Origin of the sequence: Bradyrhizobium zhengyangense (assembly GCF_022012555.1) — a bacterium.
GTDB lineage: Bacteria > Pseudomonadota > Alphaproteobacteria > Rhizobiales > Xanthobacteraceae > Bradyrhizobium > Bradyrhizobium zhengyangense.
Window position 1 is genome coordinate 1 of sequence record NZ_JAKLTZ010000033.1, and the last position, 17,860, is coordinate 17,860.

Here is a 17,860-nt window from a genome sequence, read left to right on the forward strand (position 1 = left end):
GTTGAGGTGCTCAGTCAGGGCCGCGAGGTCGGCAACCCAGTGGTCCATGTCGTTGCCGGTGCCGGGCTGGTCGGACCGGCCGTGGCCGCGCCGGTCGTGGGCGATCACCCGGTAGCCGTGGCGAAGGAAGAAGCTCATCTGGGCGTCCCAGTCGTCCGCTGTCAGCGGCCAGCCGTGGCTGAAAACAATCGGCTGGCCTGAGCCCCAGTCCTTGTAGAAGATGTTTACGCCGTCTGTCGTCGTGATCGTGGGCATTGTTCCGTTCCTTTAGATTAGCCGCGGACGAGCGTCATCGCTCGCTGGCGCGGCGTACCAGCGATGATCCCGTTAAATCAGGAGGACCAGTCGTCGATTAAGTGGTCAAAATGCTCAGGTCAGCAGAGAGGCGATACCATTCATTATAAAGGTATCGCCCAAGTATCGCGCGATAAGAATGAGTACGAGTTTCGCGTTCGCAGGATTTTCGGGACGCAATACGTATTAGACATACGAAAGAGGCCGCCAACTGAGGCGGCCTTAATCGTCTCAGATGCGTTCTCCGCACCATGGCGGCTGCCGAGGGCAGCCTCTGACCTCGTTGCGGACCTTCGGCCGCTGGTCCTCGCAGCCGCCAAGAGGGGTATGGCTAGTTGCGCTTGGCGATTTCGCGATACAGCGACTCGGGGCTAACACCCAGTTCGGCAGCAAGGCGCACCCACTGCCCCTTGGATGGGAGAGGACCGCGCCACGCAATCCATGCATCGAGGCGCTCGGCAACGGTTTTCATGGACAAGGTCTCCGCGTGGAAGCGCGCATTTTGAAGCTCATGAGCGAAGTGTCGGATGAGAGCCAATGCAAGTGTGGGGTTTTGCGCGAGGCGGTTCAGGAACTCTCTCTTCGAGACGGCCCAGGCTGTTGAACTCGAAACCGCGACTGCGGCACAGTGATATGTCGGGGAATCGATTGACGCCTCCGCGAGCATTGTCCCCGGTCCAGCGTGCTGGAGCACAAGTGAGGCTCCGGACGCCTGATGTCGCACCAGGTCGATAGCCCCGCCGGTCACAATGAAGATATACCGGACCGGGTCCCCCTGGCGGAATACAGTCTCGCCGGGCTGAAAGCCTAATTGGCGTCGGTCGAGGCCGTTCAGTAGCGGGGCAAGATCGGAGAACATGATAGCAATCATGTTCTTGAAACGACCACTGTGGCAAGATGCCTTAACAGGAGAGTCCTCCATGCGCCTGCTCACATTCGCACTTTTGCTCCTTCCAATGGCAGCACTGGCCCAGCAGCCTGAGCAACAGCACCAACATTCGATGCGCGGCGAGAGTATGTCCGGTAAGCCCATGCCGATGGGCCAGACGCAAATGATGAACCATATGCAGATGATGCACAGTGGGAGCATCAACGAAACGGATGCGCACAAAGGCACCCGAGGGCCGACCGAGCCGGGACAGTCCGCCTTCGCAGCAATTCAGGAGATCGTTCAAATTCTGGAAGATGATCCGCAAACGGATTGGTCGAAGGTCAACATCGAAGCCCTACGCCAGCACCTGATCGACATGAATAACGTCACTCTGGCAGCCCATGTCAGCAACGAAGCAATCGATGGTGGGATGAAATTTGTCGTCACAGGTAACGGTGCTGTCCGCGATTCCATCCGGCGAATGACGTCAGCACACGCGGCAACCATGGACGGCGTGGGTGGCTGGCACTTCGTCGCGAAGGACACTGACGAGGGTTCCATCTTTGAAGTCCGCGTGCCGCCGCAGGATATGGATAAGTTGAAGGCGCTTGGCTTCATTGGCACCATGACACGCGGGATGCATCACCAGCAGCATCACCTGATGGTAGCCAAGGGCGAACATCCGCACGGCTGACGACACGGCCGAATGTCTGGCCTACGGCCCATTGCGCCATTCGTCAGCTTGCGACCCTGAGCTGATATCGCGCTTGCGCGCTATCCGCGTATCTCAGATGCTCTTGAACTCGTGGGCGCACGGCCTAGCGCGGCCGGCTGCGCTCGATGATCTCGGCGGCGCCCTTGCCGAGCAGATCCAGTCCCACGGCACGGCCGAGCTCGCGCGGCCGGTTCGCAGGACCTGTGCGCGAGGCTTCGATGATGGTGTTGCCGGAAAGATCCAGCACCGAAGCGGTCAGCGACATCTGATCGCCTGAGATGGTCGAGAAACCGGCCACCGGCGAATTGCAGTGACCGTTCAGCACCCACAGCACCTCGCGCTCGGCATCGGCAGAGGCGTGCGCGGCGGGGTCGTCGATCGATGACAGGATTTGTCGCGTTGGCCAGTCCCGCGCTGCGCATTCGACCGCCACGATGCCCTGCCCTGCGGCGGGCAGCATCTCCGCCGCGGTGAACTCGTAGGCGATACGATCGGCGAGCCCGACGCGGTCGAGGCCGGAGCGCGCCATGATCAACGCGTCGGCCGGCCCGACCGCGCCGCCGTCGGGCAGTTTCTGCATCTCGCGATGATCGAGCTTTCGCACGCGCGTGTCGGCGGCGCCGCGGAAGTGGATCACTTCGACATCCGGAAACAGACGCCGCGCATAAGCCGCGCGACGAACGGCGTTGGTGCCGATCTTGAAGCCTTTGCCGCGGGACTGGCGCAGCGCCTCCAGCGTCACACCGGCGCGCAACACCAGCGCATCGCCGGGCGGATCGCGCGACAAGGTCGCGCCGATGACGAGGCCCGGCGTGTCCTCGTTGCCGGGCATGTCCTTCAGCGAATGCATCGCGGCCTGCAATTCGCCCGCGAGCACGGCAGCGCGGATCTGCGCGACGAAGGCGCCGCCCTTGCCGCCGTGCGGCAACAGCTTGCTGGTCTGGTCGAGATCGCCTGTGGTGTCGAACTTGACGATCTCGACGTCGAGACCGGGCACGGCCGCAGTCAGGCGGCGCGCAATCTCTTCTGTCTGCGCCAGCGCCATCGCGCTCTTGCGGGTGCCGATCTTCAGTCGCGTAGCCAAGCCATTGTCCTTTCGAGCCGCGAATTAACGCGCGTCCTGCAATATCATATCGGACGCCTTCTCCGCGATCATGATGATCGGCGCGTTGGTGTTCCCCGACACGAGGTCCGGCATGATCGAGCCGTCGACGACGCGAAGGCCCTCGAGCCCCTTCACCTTCAGCCGCTGGTCCACCACCGCGAGCGCGTCGTTGCCCATACGACAGGTCGAGGTCGGATGGTAGATGGTGCTGCCGCGCTCCCGGCAATAATCCAGGATTTCGGCGTCCGTGGATACCTTCGTGCCGGGATCGTACTCGCTGACCACGAACGGCTTCAATGCCGGCGCATTCAGGATCCTGCGCAGGATCTTGATGCCTTCGACGTTGGTGGTGCGGTCGGTCTCGGTCGACATGTAGTTGATGCGGATTTCCGGCGGCACGGTCGGGTCCGCGCTTCGGATGCGCAAAGAGCCCCGGCTTTCGGGCCGGAGCTGGCACACCGACGCCGTGAAGCCGGAGAAGTCGTGGAGCTTCTCACCCATCTTGTCGGTCGAGAACGGCAGGAAGTGCACCTGGATGTCGGGCGAAGCGAGCCGCGGATTGGTCTTGAAGAACGCGCCTGCGGTGCCGGCCGCGATCGTCAGCCAGCCCTTGCGGAACAGCGCATAGCGCGCACCGGCCAGCGTTCGGCGGAGCGGATTGTTGACGGTGTCGTTGAGCGTGATCTTCTGCGAGCATTTCATCACGATGCGGACCTGCATGTGGTCCTGGAGATCGTGGCCGACGCCCGGCGCATCGAGCACCACATCGATGCCGTGCTTGCGCAAGAGATCGGCGGGGCCGACGCCGGAGAGCTGCAACAGCTGCGGCGAGTTGTAGGCACCGCTCGACAGCACGACCTCCTTGCGCGCGCGGGCTCGGCGCACGGTTGCACCCTGCCGATATTCGACGCCGACGGCGCGGCGGCCCTCGAACAGCACGCGCTGGCCCAGCGCCTCGGTCTCGACCTTGAGATTGCTGCGGGTCTTCGCAGGGCCGAGATAGGCGACCGCCGTCGAAGCACGACGGCCGTTGCGGGTGGTGGTCTGGAACAGGCCGACGCCTTCCTGGGTGGCGCCGTTGAAATCAGGATTGTAGGGCAGACCGGTTTCGACTGCGGCATCCATGAAGGCCTTCGACAGCGGATCGGTCACGACCATGTTGGAGACAGGCAGCGGCCCGCCGGTGCCGTGATATTGATCGGCGCCGCGCGCCTGGTTCTCGGCTTTCTTGAAATAGGGCAACACGTCGTCATAACCCCAGCCGGCATTGCCGTGCTGGCGCCAGCGGTCGTAATCCTCGTGCTGGCCGCGCACATACAGCAGGCCGTTGATCGAGCTCGATCCGCCCAGCGTCTTGCCGCGCGGCTGGAAGACCTGCCGGCCCTTCAGCTCGGGCTCCGGCTCGGTCTGGTACATCCAGTTGACGGACTTCTCCTTGAACAGCTTTCCATAGCCGAGCGGGACGTGGATCCAGATGTTGGAATCCTTCGGGCCCGCCTCGAGCAGCAGCACGCTGTGCTTGCCGCTCGCCGAGAGCCGGTTCGCGAGCACGCAGCCGGCAGAGCCGGCGCCGACGATGATGTAATCGAACTCAGAATCTGATGGCGTGAGGGACGAAGTTGCGTTCATGCGCTGTTTCTTCTTGTTGGCGTGGGCGTGGGCGTTTCCGTTTCGTCACTACCACAATCATGCGCCCAGACGCAGCGCCTCGACCAGCGACTTGAACGCACGGGCATATTCCGCGCCTGCCCTTGCGATATCGGCGCGCCCGGCGCAGGCGACTGCGGCCTCCGTGACTGCGCCGAGCAGCAGCCGCGCCAGCGGCTCGACCGGCTGCTTTGCGATCAGGCCGGCCTCCATGGCAGCGGCAATCGCACGCGGCATCTTGCCGCCAAAGTGCTTTGCATCGATCTCGCGCCAGCGCTCCCAGCCGAGCACGGCGGGTCCGTCGCGCAAGATGATCTGGCCGGTCGGACCCTTGGCGGTCGCGGCAAAGTAATGCTGCGTGCCGGCGACCATGGCGGCCAGCACGTCCTTCTCGGCCCGCGCGGCGCTGTCGATCTCGACGACGAGATGGCGCGAGACCAGGTCGAACACCGCCTCGAACACGGCTTCCTTGGTCTTGAAATGATGATAGACCGCGCCCTTGGCGATGCCGGCGCCTTCGGCGATCTCGTCCATGGTGGTGGCGGCAAAGCCCTGCGTCCCGAACAGCCGGCGCGCCGCCGTCAGAATCGCCTCCGATGTCGCCGCCCGCCGCTCCGCCTGTTTCGCCATGAATTTGGTCTAATCGAATTCGCTCCGCCCCACCAGTTGACTTTTCGACTATCGGTCGGTATTTACCGACTAGCAGTCGGTTTTAATGCGAGGTGGTCCATGCCGAGCCGTGACGTCGTTGAAGCCTTTGCAAGGCGGCTGGAGGACGGGGAGTTCGTCGAAGCGATCGAGCAGTACTACACGCCCGATGCCGCGACCTATGAGAACAACGCCGCGCCAACGGTCGGCCGCGACAATCTCGTCGCCAAGGAGCGTGGCGTGCTGGCGGCTTCCAAAGAGGTCAAGGCCGTGCGCGTCGGGCCGAGCCTGATCGAAGGCGATAACGTCGCCTCGCGCTGGATCTTCAGCTTCACCAACGCCGAAGGCGTGACACGAACGCTGGAGGAGATCGCCTGGCAGACCTGGCAAGGCGACAAGCTGATCGAGGAGCGGTTCTTTTACGACCCGAAGCAGCTTGGGCGGTGATGCGCCAAATGCACCGCTGTCATCGCCCGGCATGACAACCGAATGAGTGGTGAACATTCTCCGCGCCGCTACAGCCGTAACGCGCGCGCCGCATTTATATCGATTTGTTATCGATATGCGCGATCGAACACGCAGAAGTGGTCGCGGCGACCGCCGCAATCGGGGATAATTCATAGTTCGTCAAAGATTTGCGGCGAATTCTCCCGATCGAGCCGGACAAACGGCCGATGCTGCTGCAGGCTCTGGAATGCGGATTCAACTGACCAATTATTTCGCGCGGCTGTTTGCCGGCGATCTGTCAGCCTTTGGCGGTCCCGCAACCGACGAAACCGTCGCCGGACATATTCGCGCCGAACAGATGTCGCTGGTGCTCGGCTATTCGGTCGGCATCATGCTGGCCAATGCCTGCAATGCCACGGTGCTCGCGATCGCGCTGTGGCAGTCGCCCGACCGGACCTTCGCCGCGATCTGGGCGATCATCGTCGCCGGTGCCGCGATCGCGTTCGGCGTGCAGTCCCATGCCTCGCGCCGGATCACGAAGCCGCAATTCGTCTCCCGCCGGGCCATCCATCGGCTGGTCCGCAACGCCTTCGTTCTCGGCGTCGCCTGGGGCATCGTCCCTGTCGCCTTCTTCGCGGACGCCTCGACCGGCGGTCAGCTCGTCATCACCTGCCTGTGCTCGGGCATGCTGGCCGGCGGCGCGCTCGCCTTTGCCACCATCCCGGTCGCGGCCATCGCCTTCACCGCTCCCATCTTCGTCGGCATCGCGATTTGCCTCGGCAGAAACGGCGACCTCGCCTTCCTGCTGATCGCCTTCCTCGTCGTGGTCTATGGTAGCGTGCTGCTGCGCGGCGTGTTCGTCAATTCGTTCAACTTCGCCCGGCGCGTCATCCGGCAGATCGAGGCCGAGCGCACGGTACGGCAGGATCCGCTCACGCATCTGCCCAACCGCGTCGCCTTCAACGAGACGCTCGATGCCGCCTTGAGGCGGCTGGCGCTATCGGGCGAGGAGTTCGCGGTGCTGCTGCTCGACCTCGACCGTTTCAAGGAGGTCAACGACCGCTTCGGCCACCCTGCCGGCGACGAATTCCTGGTGCAGGTCGCAAGCCGGCTGCAACGCTGCACCCGCGCGGCCGAACACGTCGCGCGTATCGGCGGCGACGAGTTCGCACTGGTGATGGCCAATCTGACGCGGCCCGAGGATGCGCTCGAGATCGCCGAGCGCTTCATCGCGGCCTTCACGGAACCGTTCCTGATCGAAGGCTGCGAGTTCGTTGGCGCCACCAGCGTCGGCGTCGTGCTGGTGCCGCGCGACGGCAATACGGCGCTCGACATCATGAAGAACGCCGACGCCGCGCTCTATCGCGCCAAGAAGGCCGGACCCGGCACGGTCCGCTTCTTCGAGGAGGCGGACGACAAGGTCTCGCGCGACCGCAAGGCGCTGCAGGCGGACCTCGCCGGCGCCATCGCGCGCGACGAGCTGTTTTTGGTGTTCCAGCCGTTCCTCGATCTCGACGAAAACCGCATCACCGGTTTTGAGGCGCTGCTGCGCTGGCAGCATTCCTCGCGCGGCCTGGTGCCGCCGAGCGAGTTCATTCCGATCGCTGAAGAAACCGGACTGATCCACGAGATCGGCGAATGGGTGATCAGGCGCGCCTGCGCGACGCTGAAGGAGTGGCCGGAGGACATCCGCGTCGCCGTGAATTTCTCGGCGGCGCAGTTTCAAAACAACGGCATTCTCCAGACCATCGTGCAGGCGCTGGCCGATGCGAAGGTCGCCCCACGCAGGCTCGAGATCGAGATCACGGAATCGATGTTGCTGTCGAAATACGGCTCGGCCGCCTCGATCCTGAACGCGCTGCTGGAGCTGGGTGCCACCGTGGCGCTGGACGATTTCGGCACCGGCTTCTCGTCGCTGACCTATTTGCGCAAGCTGCCGTTCAGCCGCATCAAGATCGACCAATCCTTCATCCGCGACATGCTGGTGCAGCCGGACTGCGCCGCAATCGTGAAATCGGTGGTCTCGCTGGCGCGCGACCTCAACATCGAGGTCGTCGCCGAAGGCGTCGAGACCGCCGACCAGCTCGACTATCTCAGGCAGATCGCTTGCGACGAAGTGCAGGGCTATCTGATCGGCCGACCGGTGTCGGCCGATGCCGTGCGGGCGCTGTTGGATACGAAGAAGCTTCGGGCGATTTTTGCGGCGTAGACATCCTCAGACCGCATCCGCCCGCAGCAGCGTATCCACCGTGATCGTGCCCCGCGCGCGGGAGACGCAGGTGCAGATCTTCGCGTTGCTTTGCTTCTGGTGGTCGCTGAAGAAGACGTCGCGGTGGTCGATCTCGCCGTCGACGGCGACGACGTCGATGGCGCAGAGGCCGCATTCGCCGCGCTTGCAGTCGGCTATCACCTCAAAGCCGCTGGCGTTGAGGACATCGAGCATCGATCGCTCCCGCGGGATTTCGAGCTCGACGTCAGAATCCTTCAGGCGCACGCGAAAGGTTTCGGTCGGCAGCGTGCCGCTGGAGCCGAACGTCTCGTAGCGAAGATCCGCGAGCGGATGGCCGGCGCCGATCCAGGCGTGGCGGGCGGCATCGAGCATGCGCATCGGGCCGCAGAACAGTGTCAGCGTGCCCTTCGGCAGCGAGGCGAACAGGGCGTCGAGATCCAGCCGCTTGCCCTCATCGCTCGCATGGACGACCAGCCGGTCACCTAGCAGGCGAGCGAGGTCATCGAGATAGGCGGCATCCGCGCGCCCGCGCACGGCGTAGTGCAGCCTGACATCAGCGCCGCGGCGCGCCAGCGCCTGCGCGGCGCCGAGGATCGGGGTGATGCCGATGCCGCCGGCGATCAGGCAATAGTTTTCGCGCTCCCAGTCGACCGCGACGAGCGAAGCCGGCCGCGTGATGTCGAGCCGCGCGCCCGGCGCCAACTGCCACATGTAGCGCGAGCCGCCACGGGAATCCTCGGCGCGGCGCACCGCGATCCTGAAGCCTTGCGAGGTCGCTTCACCGACCAGCGAATAGGACCGGGTCTCCGGCTGGCCGTCGATGGTGACGCTGACATTGATGTGGCTGCCGACCGGATAGGCAGCGCCGTCGAACTGGTCGGGCCTGATCAGGAATTCGCGGATATCAGGCGACAGATCGCGCGTCGCGACCAGCGTTGCCGGAATCCAGGTTTCGATGAAGCGCATGGTGCCCTCAATCGGTTGCGGTCTTGATCAGCGCGAGCGCCGGCAAAAGGTCGAGATGGGTTCGGTTGCGCAGCGCGAGGCGGAGATTGCGCACGGCAAGCCGGGCGTGCTCGCGCATGATCGCTTCGGCCCGCGCGCCCTCGCGGTTCTCGATCGCGTCGATCACGACGCGATGGTGTTCCTGCCCGATGATCAGGATCTGCTGCGCCTCCGGCAGCGCCGACTGTGCCATCACGAAGCCGCTCGGCGAAGCAAACGGCAGCGCGGAAGCGCGGTCGATCTGGCGGACCAGCGGCGGGCTGCGCGAGAGTTCGGTGAGCAGCGCATGGAAGCGCGCATTCAGCGCGACATAGGACGAGAAGGCCTCGATCGAGATCGGCACCTGCCGCAGCAATTCGTCGATCGCCGCGAGACACTCCTTGAGCGGCTCGAGCTCGCGCGCGGAAACGCCGCGCTCGGCGGCAAAGCGCGCGGCGAGGCCTTCCAGCGTGCCGCGCAGCTCGATGGAATCGGAGATGTCGCGCTCGGAGAACGCCTTCACCATGAAGCCGCCAGAGGGGATCGCCTCCAGGAGGCCCTCCTCCTCCAGCCGCACCAGCGCCATGCGCACCGGCGTCCGCGAGGCGCCTGTGGTTTCCACCGCCTGAAGCTCGGAGATGCGCTCGCCCGGACGCAACGATCCGGACAATATCTGGTCGCGCAGCGCGAGCTGCGCCTTCACGGTCTGCGAGACGGAGCGGTCGACCTCGGCCATGCCCCTACTCCGCGGCCTGCAGATGCTGCGGTCCGTTTTCCTTCGCCACCATCTTGTCGATCAGCTTGCGCATCCACATCGCGCCGGCGTCGATGTTGAGATTGTAGAAGATGCGATCCGGGTTCTCGTCCATCGCGCGCTGCTGTGCCTCGAGGATGAGCTCGTCCTCGCGGAAGATGCCGGAGACGCCCTCGCGGATCTCGGTGGTGATACGCTGCTCGCCGATCTGGTAGTTGCGGACGAAGGCCCAGAAATAATGGCAGGTCTTCTCGGTCTCCGGCGTGATGGTGTTGAGCACGAAGCCGTTGACGCCCTGCGAGCGGTCGCCCTCAGGCGCGCCGGTGCCTGTGGGCGCCACGCCGACGTCGATGGCGATGGTGCACGGCGCCTCGAAGCGGATGATCTGCCAGCGGTCGACGAGACCGGGCTTGCCGAGCTGCTTCGCCCAGAATGGCGGCGCCTCGATGCCGCACATCCAGCGCGTCACGGTGACCGTCTTCTCGCCATGGGTGACGTCGAACGGCGCTTCGGCCACCGCATCGTTGCCGATGGAGGAGCCGTGCACGAAAGTCTCGTGGGTGAGGTCCATGAGATTGTCGAGCACGAGACGGTAGTCGCAGTTCACGCGGATGGTCTTGCCGTCACCGGCCCAGGCCGGATCGTGATTCCAGTGCATGTCGGGCACCAGCGCCGGATCGGCCAAGGCAGGATCGCCCATCCAGAGCCAGATGTAGCGGTGACGCTCGACGACGGGATAGGCGCGCACGCAGGCGGACGGGTTGATGGTCTCCTGCGAGGGCATGAAGGTGCAGCGGCCCTGCGCATTGTATTTCAGGCCGTGATAGCCGCAGACGACGGTGTCGCCTTCGAGCCGGCCCTTGGAGAGCGGCACCAGGCGGTGCCAGCAGGCATCCTCCAGCGCGGCCACCGAACCATCGGCCTTGCGATACATCACGACGTGCTTGCCGCAGATCGTCCGCGGCAACAGCGCCGGCTTCACCTCGGCGTCCCAAGCGGCGGCGTACCAGGCGTTCATGGGGAAGGGTTTTGTCATGGGCGGTCTCCCAAGGCTGCTGTATGCGTTATGTATACAATACAGACGAGATGGACGACCATCAAGGCTAAAATTAGCTTACCATAATACCTAATTGTGCTAAAATGTATACAGTATGGACTCGCTGTCATTCCCGCGAAAGCGGGGAATCCAGTACGCAAGCGCGCACAAGGCAGGCGATGACACCTGTCGATACGGCAAGCCTCCTTGGAGGAGAAGCGTCAGCGCTGCGCGTCGGCAGTTAAGCCCCGAACACCTTCGCGAGCCCGGCCTGCGCCTCTTCCTGAATCCGCTTCAGGTGCTCGGTGCTGCGGAAACTCTCGGCGTAGATCTTGTAGACGTCCTCCGTCCCCGAGGGGCGCGCCGCGAACCAGCCATGGTCCGTTTCGACCTTGATGCCGCCGAAGGGTTGGCCGTTGCCGGGCGCCTTGCTCAGCGTGGAGCGAACCGGATCGCCGGCGAGGTCCTTGAGGCCGAGCTGCTCGGGCGTGACTGACTTCAGGATGTTCTTCTGCGGCCCGGTCGCGGCGACATCGATGCGGGCGTAATGGGGCATGCCGAACTCGGCGGTGAGATCGCCAAACAGCTGGCTCGGATCGCGGCCGGTCTTGGCCATGATCTCGGCGGCGAGCAGACCGAGGATGATGCCGTCCTTGTCGGTGGTCCACACCGTGCCGTCGCGGCGCAGGAACGAGGCCCCTGCGCTCTCCTCGCCGCCGAAGCCGAAGCCGCCCGTGAGGAGACCATCGACGAACCATTTGAAGCCGACCGGCGTCTCGACCAGCTTGCGGCCGAGCTTCTTGGCGACGCGGTCGATGATCGAGCTCGACACCACGGTCTTGCCGATCGCGGCATCCTTGCCCCAATTGGGGCGATGCGCGAACAAATAGGAGATCGCGGTCGCCAGATAATGGTTCGGGTTCATCAGCCCGCCGGTGCGGGTGACGATGCCGTGTCGGTCGGCATCGGTGTCGTTGGCGAAGGCGACGTCGAAACGGTCCCGCATCGCGATCAGGCTCGCCATCGCGTAAGGCGAGGAGCAGTCCATGCGGATCTTGCCGTCCCAGTCCACCGTCATGAAGCGGAAGGTCGGGTCGATCGCCTCGTTCACCACGGTCGCCTTCAACCCGTAGCGCGCGATGATCGGATGCCAGTAATGCACGGCGGCGCCGCCGAGCGGATCGATGCCGATGTTGACCCCCGCGGATTTGATCAGCTCGAGGTCGACGACGTTGCCGAGATCGGCGACGTAGGGCGTGATGTAGTCATAGCCATGAACGGTCGATGATTTCAGCGCCCTGGCATAGTCGATCCGCTTGATGCCCTTGAGGCCATCGGCGAGATAGGCGTTGGCGCGCTTCTCGATGACCGAGGTCGCGTCGGTATCGGCCGGCCCGCCGTGCGGCGGATTGTATTTGTAGCCGCCGTCTTCGGGCGGATTGTGCGAGGGCGTGACGACGACGCCGTCGGCGAGGCCGCTGGCGCGGCCCTTGTTGTAGGTCAGGATCGCATGCGAGATGACGGGCGTCGGCGTGTAGCCGTGATCCTTGTCGATCATGACCTCGACGCCGTTCGCCGCGAACACCTCCACCGCGCTCGCGAGCGCCGGCTCGGCCAGTGCATGGGTGTCGATGCCGATGAAGAGCGGACCGGTCAGCCCCTTCTCTTTCCTGTAGTCGCAGATGGCCTGCGTGGTCGCCAGGATGTGGCCTTCATTGAAGGTGTTCTTGAACGAGGTGCCGCGATGGCCCGACGTGCCGAACGCCACCCGCTGCGCCGGGTCGGCCGCGTCCGGCTTGCCGGCGAAATAGGCGGTCACGAGCCGCGGAATGTTGGCGAGCGCGTCCGGCGAAACCAGCTTGCCCGCCGCGGGATGAACATCAGCCACTGGATATCCTCGTCCTGTCCTGAACAGATTGCAGCCCCACCATAGCATCGGCCGTCCCGCCGCCAAGCCAATTGGCGGACCGGTCAGATGCCACGCCCCGGTCAACGATCAATCGACAACGCCGATCCTCCACGGAGCGATCCATCGGAAATTGCACAGGGCGATCTCGTACTTTGGTGCCGAGTCTCGGTTGATGCAGGACAAGGACGTCGTTGCCTGGCGTGGAGCACGATGCTGCCCGTTTGATGAAGGAACGCGGGGACTTGCAGGATTCACCGGCAGATCCCGTGAGTGGGGCGATCACCATGATTGGACGTTTGATTTTCATGCTTATGCTGGCTGGCGCCGCATCGTCCGCCTCCGCCGCGGAGGGCGATCCGGCCGCGGGGAAGGCCGTCTTCCAGCGAACCTGCGAGAACTGCCACGCGGTCGTGATCGGGGTGAACAAGGTCGGCCCAAGTCTCTGGAATGTCGTCGGCCGCAAGCCTGCCGCCGTTCCGGACTTCGCCTATTCTGATGCCATGAAGGCCAACAAGGAAGCCTGGACGCCAACAGCGCTGGAGGCCTATCTCGCCGATCCCCGAGGCGACGTCCATGGCGTCAAGATGTTCTTCAAGGGGCTACCGAACCCCGCAGATCGGGCCAATGTCATCGCCTATCTTCAGACGCTGAAGTGAACGATCGGGGCGGACGGTAGACCGATCCGAACGACCTCGCGCGTGCCGATGCTGTGGGTCTACGCCACCAAAAGCCCCTGGGGTCAACCACGGCAACAAATGGCCGCATTTTGGTCCGTCAATGCAGGCATGACCATTTTCGCAGCGGCCGCCGTACTGCTCGCCAGTTCCTTGGCATCCCCGTCGCCAGACCATGTCAGGGCGGCCGACGTCGAGCGCAACCCGATGCTGGGCTATGCGGCGGTGGATCACGACCTTGCCAAGGTGAAGCGGCGGATCGAGCGGGCGCTCCACAGCTCCGCATCGGACAGCACAGCAGCGTCCTCCCCTCCTGCCATCACGCGCTGACGGCAATCGGCGGCGTCTTTCCCAGCTCCGACCGCGCCGGCGGTCTTGGGAACATGCTATGGTTCGCGTGTTCTGACCGCCTCGAATCGTCCCATGGCTCTTTCGCGCAAGCTACTGTCCTTGCTGATCGCCAGCCTTGGCGTGTTGGGTCTTGGCGTGTTGGGCCTTGGCTTGGGCCTTGGCTTGGGCCTTACTCTGGCCGGCACACCGGCGCGCGCCGCCCAGTTCTACACCGAGGACCTGCGCATCCCGATGGCGGAGGCCGGACCGCAGGGGCTGGAAGCGTTCCTGGTCCGCCCCGCGGGGACCAAGCGCTATCCGCTGGCGCTGCTCAGCCACGGCTCGCCACGCAGCTTCGAGGACCGCGCCACGATGTCGGCGCACAAATATTACGGCATCGCGCTGGAATATGCCCGGCGCGGTTTTGCCGCGCTGATCGTGATGCGGCGCGGTTATGGCACCTCGCCCGGCGGACGCGTCGACAGCGTCGGTGGCTGCACCAACGCCGCCTATCTGCCGGCGGCCGCGGTCGCGGTTGCGGATTTGCGCGCGACGATCGATGCGATGGCCCGGCGAACCGACGTCACCACATCAGGCATGATCGCGGCCGGCCATTCCGCCGGAGGGCTCGCAACCGTTGCGCTGACCGCGCAGGCACCGAGCGGCCTCGTCGCCGCGATCAGCTTCGCCGGCGGCCGCGGCTCGCGCGACGATGACGACGTCTGCAATCCGGACGGGCTCGTGCAGGCCTTCGCCACCTTCGGCAAGACCTCGCGCGTGCCGATGCTGTGGGTCTACGCAACCAACGACCTGTATTTCGGGCCCGATCTGGCGCGCCGGTTCTATGACGGATTTCGCTCCGGCGGCGGCAACGCGAAATTCATTGCGGCGCCGGCCTACGGCGATGACGGCCATTATCTCTATTCCGTGGTGGCCCGCCCGCAATGGACGCCCTACATCGACGCCTTCCTGCGCGAGCGCGGGCTCGGCCACGACGCGCTGAGCGCGCCCGATCCGCTGCCGCCGCCGGACCATTTCAACGACGCGGCGAAAGCCGAGTTCGCGCGCTATCTCGCCAGCACCATGCCGCACAAGGCTTTCGCGGTGTCGCCGAATGGCGGCTACGGCTGGCGTTCGGGGCGCAACACCGTGGACGATGCGCAACGCGATTCGCTCGCGGCCTGCATGAAATGGTCGCCGACCTGCACGCTCTATGCGGTCGACGACCAACTCGCCTCCGGCAGCGCGCAGGGAACGGCCACGGACCAGGTCTCGCGTGCGCGATAGCCCTCGTGGCGCGCAGGGAGCGTCGGCGGGCACATCGGTTGTTAACTCGAAAGATGTAGGACGGGCTCCATGCTGAGGGGCCCGGCACGACGAAATCCGAGCGCGACGTGGACGCACGTCGTGGCCGCGTTGCTGTTGTCCGCCTCGACCTGCGCGCGGGCTCAAGATGCCGACCTCGGCGCCGGCGAAACCGTGACGTCGCGCGCCGAGATCCGCAAGATCATCGAGCGCGAGACGGCGAGGACCAATCTGCCCGCCGACATTGCGGAGGCGGTCGTCTTCGTCGAGAGCGGCTACAACTCGGCGGTCGTCGGCAGCGCCGGCGAGCTCGGCCTGATGCAGCTGCGGCTCGAGACCGCGGCGACGCTCGGGTTCAAAGGAAACGCCGCCGAGTTCGCCGAGCCTGACATCAACATCCACTACGGTGTGCTTCATCTCAGCCGTGCATGGCGCCTCGCCGGCGGTGACCTCTGCCGCACGCTGATGAAATATCGGGCCAGCCACGACGAGGAAGAGATGACCCCTCGTTCGCAGGTCTACTGCAATCGCGCCCGCAACCGGCTGCTCGCGATGGGCTCAACGGCAGCGATCACCCCGGCTGCGGCCGTTACACCGCTGGCACCCGCGGCGGACCCCGTACCGGCAACAACATCAGCCAAAACTGAAAAGCCGCGGACGCAGCCCAGGACGGCACGGCCGAAGGACGTCTATGCCCGCTACATCAGGGGCACGGCCGCCGCAAGCCGGGCCTATTGGGCCGCGCATGAGGCCAGGGTCAGCCGCATCAAGGCCCGGATCGAGGCAAGGTGGAAGCGGACGGCCTCGCGTTAACGGTCGTTCGTCACAAAGCGGACCCGGCTCTTGACGAGACCGTCATGGTCGATGGAATACTACGGATGCTCCCCTTTTCGGGGTAGCTGCAGCGATTAAGCCAACAGTCTTTCTGCGTAACCCCAAATAATGACTATGCACAACAGTTTGAGAGCCTTGTTTGCGATTGTCGCAACGGCGGCCGTGGCCACCTCGACCCTTCATCGCCATCCGTTTCCTGGTCGGGTTCAGCGGCTAAAGCAAACTAGAGGCGTTCGCTGAGCGCGAGCTTGTAGCCGACGCCGGTGACGGTGGTGATGACAGGCGTGCCGCTGCCGACGAGCTTGCGGCGCAGCCGCGCCACCAGCGCATCGACCGTGCGGATGTCGACCTCGGCCTGGCGGTTGCTGACGACCTCGATCAGATAGTCGCGGCTGAGCGGGCGTCCGTCCGCGCCGACCAGGGCGGCGAGCAGGTCGAACTCGGCACGGGTCAGCGCCACCGGCTTGCCGTCGCTGCCCAGCAGTTCGCGCCGCGTCAGGTCGATGATCCAGTCGCCGAAGGCGATCGAATTGTGGTTGCGCGCCGCCTTGCGGTCGATCGAGCGCCGCCGCAGCACGCTGCGCGCGCGCGCCAGCAGATCACGCAGATTGATCGGCTTGGTGACGTAATGGTCGCCGGCGATCTCCAGGCCAAGGATGCGATCGACGTCGGTGTCGCGGCGGGTCACGAAGATGATGCCTGCGTTGCTGGTGGCCTGGATCTCCTTGGCGAGATCGAAGCCATCTCCGTCGGGCAATTGCAGGTCGAGGAAGACGAGGTCGGTGCGTGCGCGCAGCGCCTGGCGGCACTCGGCGCAGGTGCCGGCGCCGACCACGTCGAAATTATTCTCGCTGAAGTAACCGACCAGCATCGTTCGCGTCACGGGATCGTCTTCGACGACGATCAGCCGCTCGCGCCCGATAGGCCGCAATTCCTGAAGTGCGGAATCAGCCACGATGTTGGATGTCCTGTGTGCCTGCGACTGGGCTTGAAAACTCAAGTGGCCGCGCGATGCACTGTCCTGTGAACGAACACTCACGGCCTGTTCGAGCCCCTCAAACTGCCTGCCGAATACTAGGCGGGTTGTATCGCCCAGACAACATATAGGTCACGGTATTGCAGTATTAGCTTTGAATTGCCCCACCCTTCTCATTGAGCGCATCTATACTCGACCGGCACCAACAATTCCGCTCCTCCGAATTCCGATTCGACAGCAGACCCGCCACATGGCGACGACCACGCTGATCAGGATCGCTAAGGAGAACATCCTGTTCGACGCTGGCCGCGGCGTCATGGTGCAGCTCAGCAAGGCCGGCATGCCGCTCGGCGCCATCAACACGGTGTTTCTCACCCACCATCATTTCGATCACATCCGGCTGACCAGTTGGAAGAACAGATGCGCCGCGTCATGTTCAAGGGGCAAGTAGCGGAGTTCGTCGACGATGAGCAGCTTTGGCCTCGATAGCGCGACAGATTCTTGTCCAGGCGTCGCTCGCCGTGCGCCTTGGCAAGGCCAGCGACCAGCGTCGCAGTGGTGAACTGCACCGTGTATCCGGCCAGGATCGCTCTCGTCCGAGCGCGATCGACAAGTGCGTCTTACCCACGCCTGGCGAGCGAGCAGCAGCACGTTCTCTCCGTTGGCTATCCAACGCGATGCGGCAAAAGATCACGAATCTGCTTCGGATCGATGGACGGCCTCGAAGTCGAAGCCAGCAAACCCTTTACGGCCGGGAAGTGCGCCAGCTTCAGCGCCATCTCTCGATGCGGCGATGGTCCTTGCGTGCTATCACGCGTGTGTTTCGGCTTGCAACAATGACCCCCGTATTGCGACATCTACGAATGTTACCCTGACGGTGCCATTGCCGATGACGATCCGATGTCGAATAATCGGTCGCGCCAGATGGCTTTCCCGGCTCGCTCGACGAGACGTGGCGGCGGGGCCCTACCTAGCCCGAGCCACCCACGACCCCGGGCAATGGGGCCGAGGTCGTGGCGTCGTCGAGCGGACCCTGCAGCAACCAACCGTCTGGCAGCACTTCGTCTGAGCGCCCTCAGCAGACGTTGCGCGATCGAATGC

General features: G+C 64.4%; 18 protein-coding genes and 1 pseudogene. 8 read left to right on the top strand and 11 right to left on the bottom strand.

Annotated elements, in window-relative coordinates; all coding sequences use genetic code 11:
• Together L6639_RS41080 and L6639_RS41085 are read right to left on the bottom strand one after the other, a co-directional pair.
• On the bottom strand, positions 1–255 hold a 255-nt coding region (locus L6639_RS41080), incomplete at its 3' end, for an alpha/beta fold hydrolase (RefSeq protein WP_237867091.1).
• Positions 256–625: 370 nt separating this feature from the next.
• A complete protein-coding gene (locus L6639_RS41085) occupies positions 626–1,216 on the bottom strand; it encodes a Crp/Fnr family transcriptional regulator (RefSeq protein WP_237867092.1) in 591 nt (196 codons plus the stop codon).
• Between L6639_RS41085 and L6639_RS41090 the strand changes: the two genes are divergently transcribed.
• On the top strand, positions 1,215–1,859 hold the full coding sequence (locus L6639_RS41090) for a hypothetical protein (RefSeq protein ID WP_237867093.1): 645 nt from the start codon (positions 1,215–1,217) through the stop codon (positions 1,857–1,859). The genes L6639_RS41085 and L6639_RS41090 overlap by 2 nt on opposite strands.
• A gap of 124 nt (positions 1,860–1,983) precedes the next feature.
• On the opposite strand, the gene hemC is transcribed toward L6639_RS41090, so the two are convergent.
• From hemC to L6639_RS41105, 3 genes are read right to left on the bottom strand one after another with little or no spacing between them, the layout of a single operon-like run.
• Complete coding sequence (gene hemC / locus L6639_RS41095) at positions 1,984–2,964, bottom strand: hydroxymethylbilane synthase (RefSeq protein ID WP_237867094.1); 981 nt, start codon at positions 2,962–2,964, stop codon at positions 1,984–1,986.
• 24 nt (positions 2,965–2,988) lie between these two features.
• The gene (locus L6639_RS41100; RefSeq protein ID WP_237867096.1) at positions 2,989–4,614 is read right to left on the bottom strand and encodes a GMC family oxidoreductase; all 1,626 of its coding nucleotides are present in this window, start codon (positions 4,612–4,614) and stop codon (positions 2,989–2,991) included.
• A gap of 57 nt (positions 4,615–4,671) precedes the next feature.
• Positions 4,672–5,262: a TetR/AcrR family transcriptional regulator gene (locus L6639_RS41105; RefSeq protein ID WP_237867097.1), complete on the bottom strand. Its 591-nt coding sequence runs from the start codon at positions 5,260–5,262 to the stop codon at positions 4,672–4,674.
• A gap of 99 nt (positions 5,263–5,361) precedes the next feature.
• Between L6639_RS41105 and L6639_RS41110 the strand changes: the two genes are divergently transcribed.
• Together L6639_RS41110 and L6639_RS41115 are read left to right on the top strand one after the other, a co-directional pair.
• A complete protein-coding gene (locus L6639_RS41110) occupies positions 5,362–5,727 on the top strand; it encodes a nuclear transport factor 2 family protein (protein WP_237867100.1) in 366 nt (121 codons plus the stop codon).
• Positions 5,728–5,974: 247 nt separating this feature from the next.
• A complete protein-coding gene (locus L6639_RS41115; RefSeq protein WP_237867102.1) occupies positions 5,975–7,936 on the top strand; it encodes a putative bifunctional diguanylate cyclase/phosphodiesterase in 1,962 nt (653 codons plus the stop codon).
• Positions 7,937–7,942: 6 nt separating this feature from the next.
• Here the strand turns inward: L6639_RS41115 and L6639_RS41120 are convergent, their stop codons facing one another.
• From L6639_RS41120 to pgm, 4 genes are all read right to left on the bottom strand, one after another.
• Positions 7,943–8,923: a PDR/VanB family oxidoreductase gene (locus L6639_RS41120; protein WP_237867103.1), complete on the bottom strand. Its 981-nt coding sequence runs from the start codon at positions 8,921–8,923 to the stop codon at positions 7,943–7,945.
• 7 nt (positions 8,924–8,930) lie between these two features.
• Positions 8,931–9,677, bottom strand: coding sequence for a GntR family transcriptional regulator (locus tag L6639_RS41125; RefSeq protein WP_237867104.1), 747 nt, complete (start codon positions 9,675–9,677; stop codon positions 8,931–8,933).
• A gap of 4 nt (positions 9,678–9,681) precedes the next feature.
• Positions 9,682–10,731, bottom strand: a complete 1,050-nt coding sequence (locus tag L6639_RS41130) for an aromatic ring-hydroxylating dioxygenase subunit alpha (protein WP_237867105.1) — start codon at positions 10,729–10,731, stop codon at positions 9,682–9,684.
• Positions 10,732–10,972: 241 nt separating this feature from the next.
• Positions 10,973–12,619 carry a phosphoglucomutase (alpha-D-glucose-1,6-bisphosphate-dependent) gene (gene pgm / locus L6639_RS41135; RefSeq protein WP_237867106.1) on the bottom strand — a complete coding sequence of 549 codons (1,647 nt, stop codon included), beginning with the start codon at positions 12,617–12,619 and terminating at the stop codon, positions 10,973–10,975.
• Positions 12,620–12,924: 305 nt separating this feature from the next.
• On the opposite strand from pgm, the gene L6639_RS41140 reads away from it, so the two are divergent.
• The 4 genes from L6639_RS41140 to L6639_RS41155 all read left to right on the top strand — a co-directional run bounded on the left by L6639_RS41140 (position 12,925) and on the right by L6639_RS41155 (position 15,762).
• Positions 12,925–13,296 (top strand): c-type cytochrome, encoded by a 372-nt coding sequence (locus L6639_RS41140; protein WP_237867107.1) that lies wholly within the window; start codon positions 12,925–12,927, stop codon positions 13,294–13,296.
• A gap of 48 nt (positions 13,297–13,344) precedes the next feature.
• Positions 13,345–13,644, top strand: a complete 300-nt coding sequence (locus L6639_RS41145) for a hypothetical protein (RefSeq protein WP_237867108.1) — start codon at positions 13,345–13,347, stop codon at positions 13,642–13,644.
• Positions 13,645–13,737: 93 nt separating this feature from the next.
• The gene (locus tag L6639_RS41150; RefSeq protein WP_237867109.1) at positions 13,738–14,931 is read left to right on the top strand and encodes an alpha/beta hydrolase family protein; all 1,194 of its coding nucleotides are present in this window, start codon (positions 13,738–13,740) and stop codon (positions 14,929–14,931) included.
• Between the two features lie 69 nt (positions 14,932–15,000).
• On the top strand, positions 15,001–15,762 hold the full coding sequence (locus tag L6639_RS41155; protein ID WP_237867110.1) for a transglycosylase SLT domain-containing protein: 762 nt from the start codon (positions 15,001–15,003) through the stop codon (positions 15,760–15,762).
• A 244-nt stretch (positions 15,763–16,006) separates the two neighbouring features.
• Here the strand turns inward: L6639_RS41155 and L6639_RS41160 are convergent, their stop codons facing one another.
• Positions 16,007–16,822: a winged helix-turn-helix domain-containing protein gene (locus L6639_RS41160; RefSeq protein WP_237867111.1), complete on the bottom strand. Its 816-nt coding sequence runs from the start codon at positions 16,820–16,822 to the stop codon at positions 16,007–16,009.
• A 187-nt stretch (positions 16,823–17,009) separates the two neighbouring features.
• Here L6639_RS41160 and L6639_RS41165 point away from each other — a divergent pair, with 187 nt between their 5' ends.
• The gene (locus tag L6639_RS41165; protein ID WP_237867113.1) at positions 17,010–17,210 is read left to right on the top strand and encodes an MBL fold metallo-hydrolase; all 201 of its coding nucleotides are present in this window, start codon (positions 17,010–17,012) and stop codon (positions 17,208–17,210) included.
• On the opposite strand, the pseudogene L6639_RS41170 reads toward L6639_RS41165, so the two are convergent.
• Positions 17,156–17,576 (bottom strand): annotated as a pseudogene (locus tag L6639_RS41170) (ATP-binding protein); the annotation flags it as partial. The gene L6639_RS41165 and the pseudogene L6639_RS41170 sit on opposite strands and share 55 nt — an antisense overlap.
• Positions 17,577–17,860 lie beyond the last annotated feature (284 nt).

What these genes read in the sequence shown, in the direction of transcription:
- L6639_RS41090 (WP_237867093.1), top strand. Translation starts at nt 1,215, where the DNA reads ATGCGCCTGCTCACATTCGCACTTTTGCTCCTTCCAATGGCAGCACTG.
- L6639_RS41085 (WP_237867092.1), bottom strand. Translation starts at nt 1,216, where the DNA reads ATGGAGGACTCTCCTGTTAAGGCATCTTGCCACAGTGGTCGTTTCAAG.
- L6639_RS41100 (WP_237867096.1), bottom strand. Translation starts at nt 4,614, where the DNA reads ATGAACGCAACTTCGTCCCTCACGCCATCAGATTCTGAGTTCGATTAC.
- L6639_RS41105 (WP_237867097.1), bottom strand. Translation starts at nt 5,262, where the DNA reads ATGGCGAAACAGGCGGAGCGGCGGGCGGCGACATCGGAGGCGATTCTG.
- L6639_RS41110 (WP_237867100.1), top strand. Translation starts at nt 5,362, where the DNA reads ATGCCGAGCCGTGACGTCGTTGAAGCCTTTGCAAGGCGGCTGGAGGAC.
- L6639_RS41115 (WP_237867102.1), top strand. Translation starts at nt 5,975, where the DNA reads ATGCGGATTCAACTGACCAATTATTTCGCGCGGCTGTTTGCCGGCGAT.
- L6639_RS41120 (WP_237867103.1), bottom strand. Translation starts at nt 8,923, where the DNA reads ATGCGCTTCATCGAAACCTGGATTCCGGCAACGCTGGTCGCGACGCGC.
- L6639_RS41125 (WP_237867104.1), bottom strand. Translation starts at nt 9,677, where the DNA reads ATGGCCGAGGTCGACCGCTCCGTCTCGCAGACCGTGAAGGCGCAGCTC.
- L6639_RS41130 (WP_237867105.1), bottom strand. Translation starts at nt 10,731, where the DNA reads ATGACAAAACCCTTCCCCATGAACGCCTGGTACGCCGCCGCTTGGGAC.
- L6639_RS41140 (WP_237867107.1), top strand. Translation starts at nt 12,925, where the DNA reads ATGATTGGACGTTTGATTTTCATGCTTATGCTGGCTGGCGCCGCATCG.
- L6639_RS41145 (WP_237867108.1), top strand. Translation starts at nt 13,345, where the DNA reads ATGCTGTGGGTCTACGCCACCAAAAGCCCCTGGGGTCAACCACGGCAA.
- L6639_RS41150 (WP_237867109.1), top strand. Translation starts at nt 13,738, where the DNA reads ATGGCTCTTTCGCGCAAGCTACTGTCCTTGCTGATCGCCAGCCTTGGC.
- L6639_RS41155 (WP_237867110.1), top strand. Translation starts at nt 15,001, where the DNA reads ATGCTGAGGGGCCCGGCACGACGAAATCCGAGCGCGACGTGGACGCAC.
- L6639_RS41165 (WP_237867113.1), top strand. Translation starts at nt 17,010, where the DNA reads ATGGCGACGACCACGCTGATCAGGATCGCTAAGGAGAACATCCTGTTC.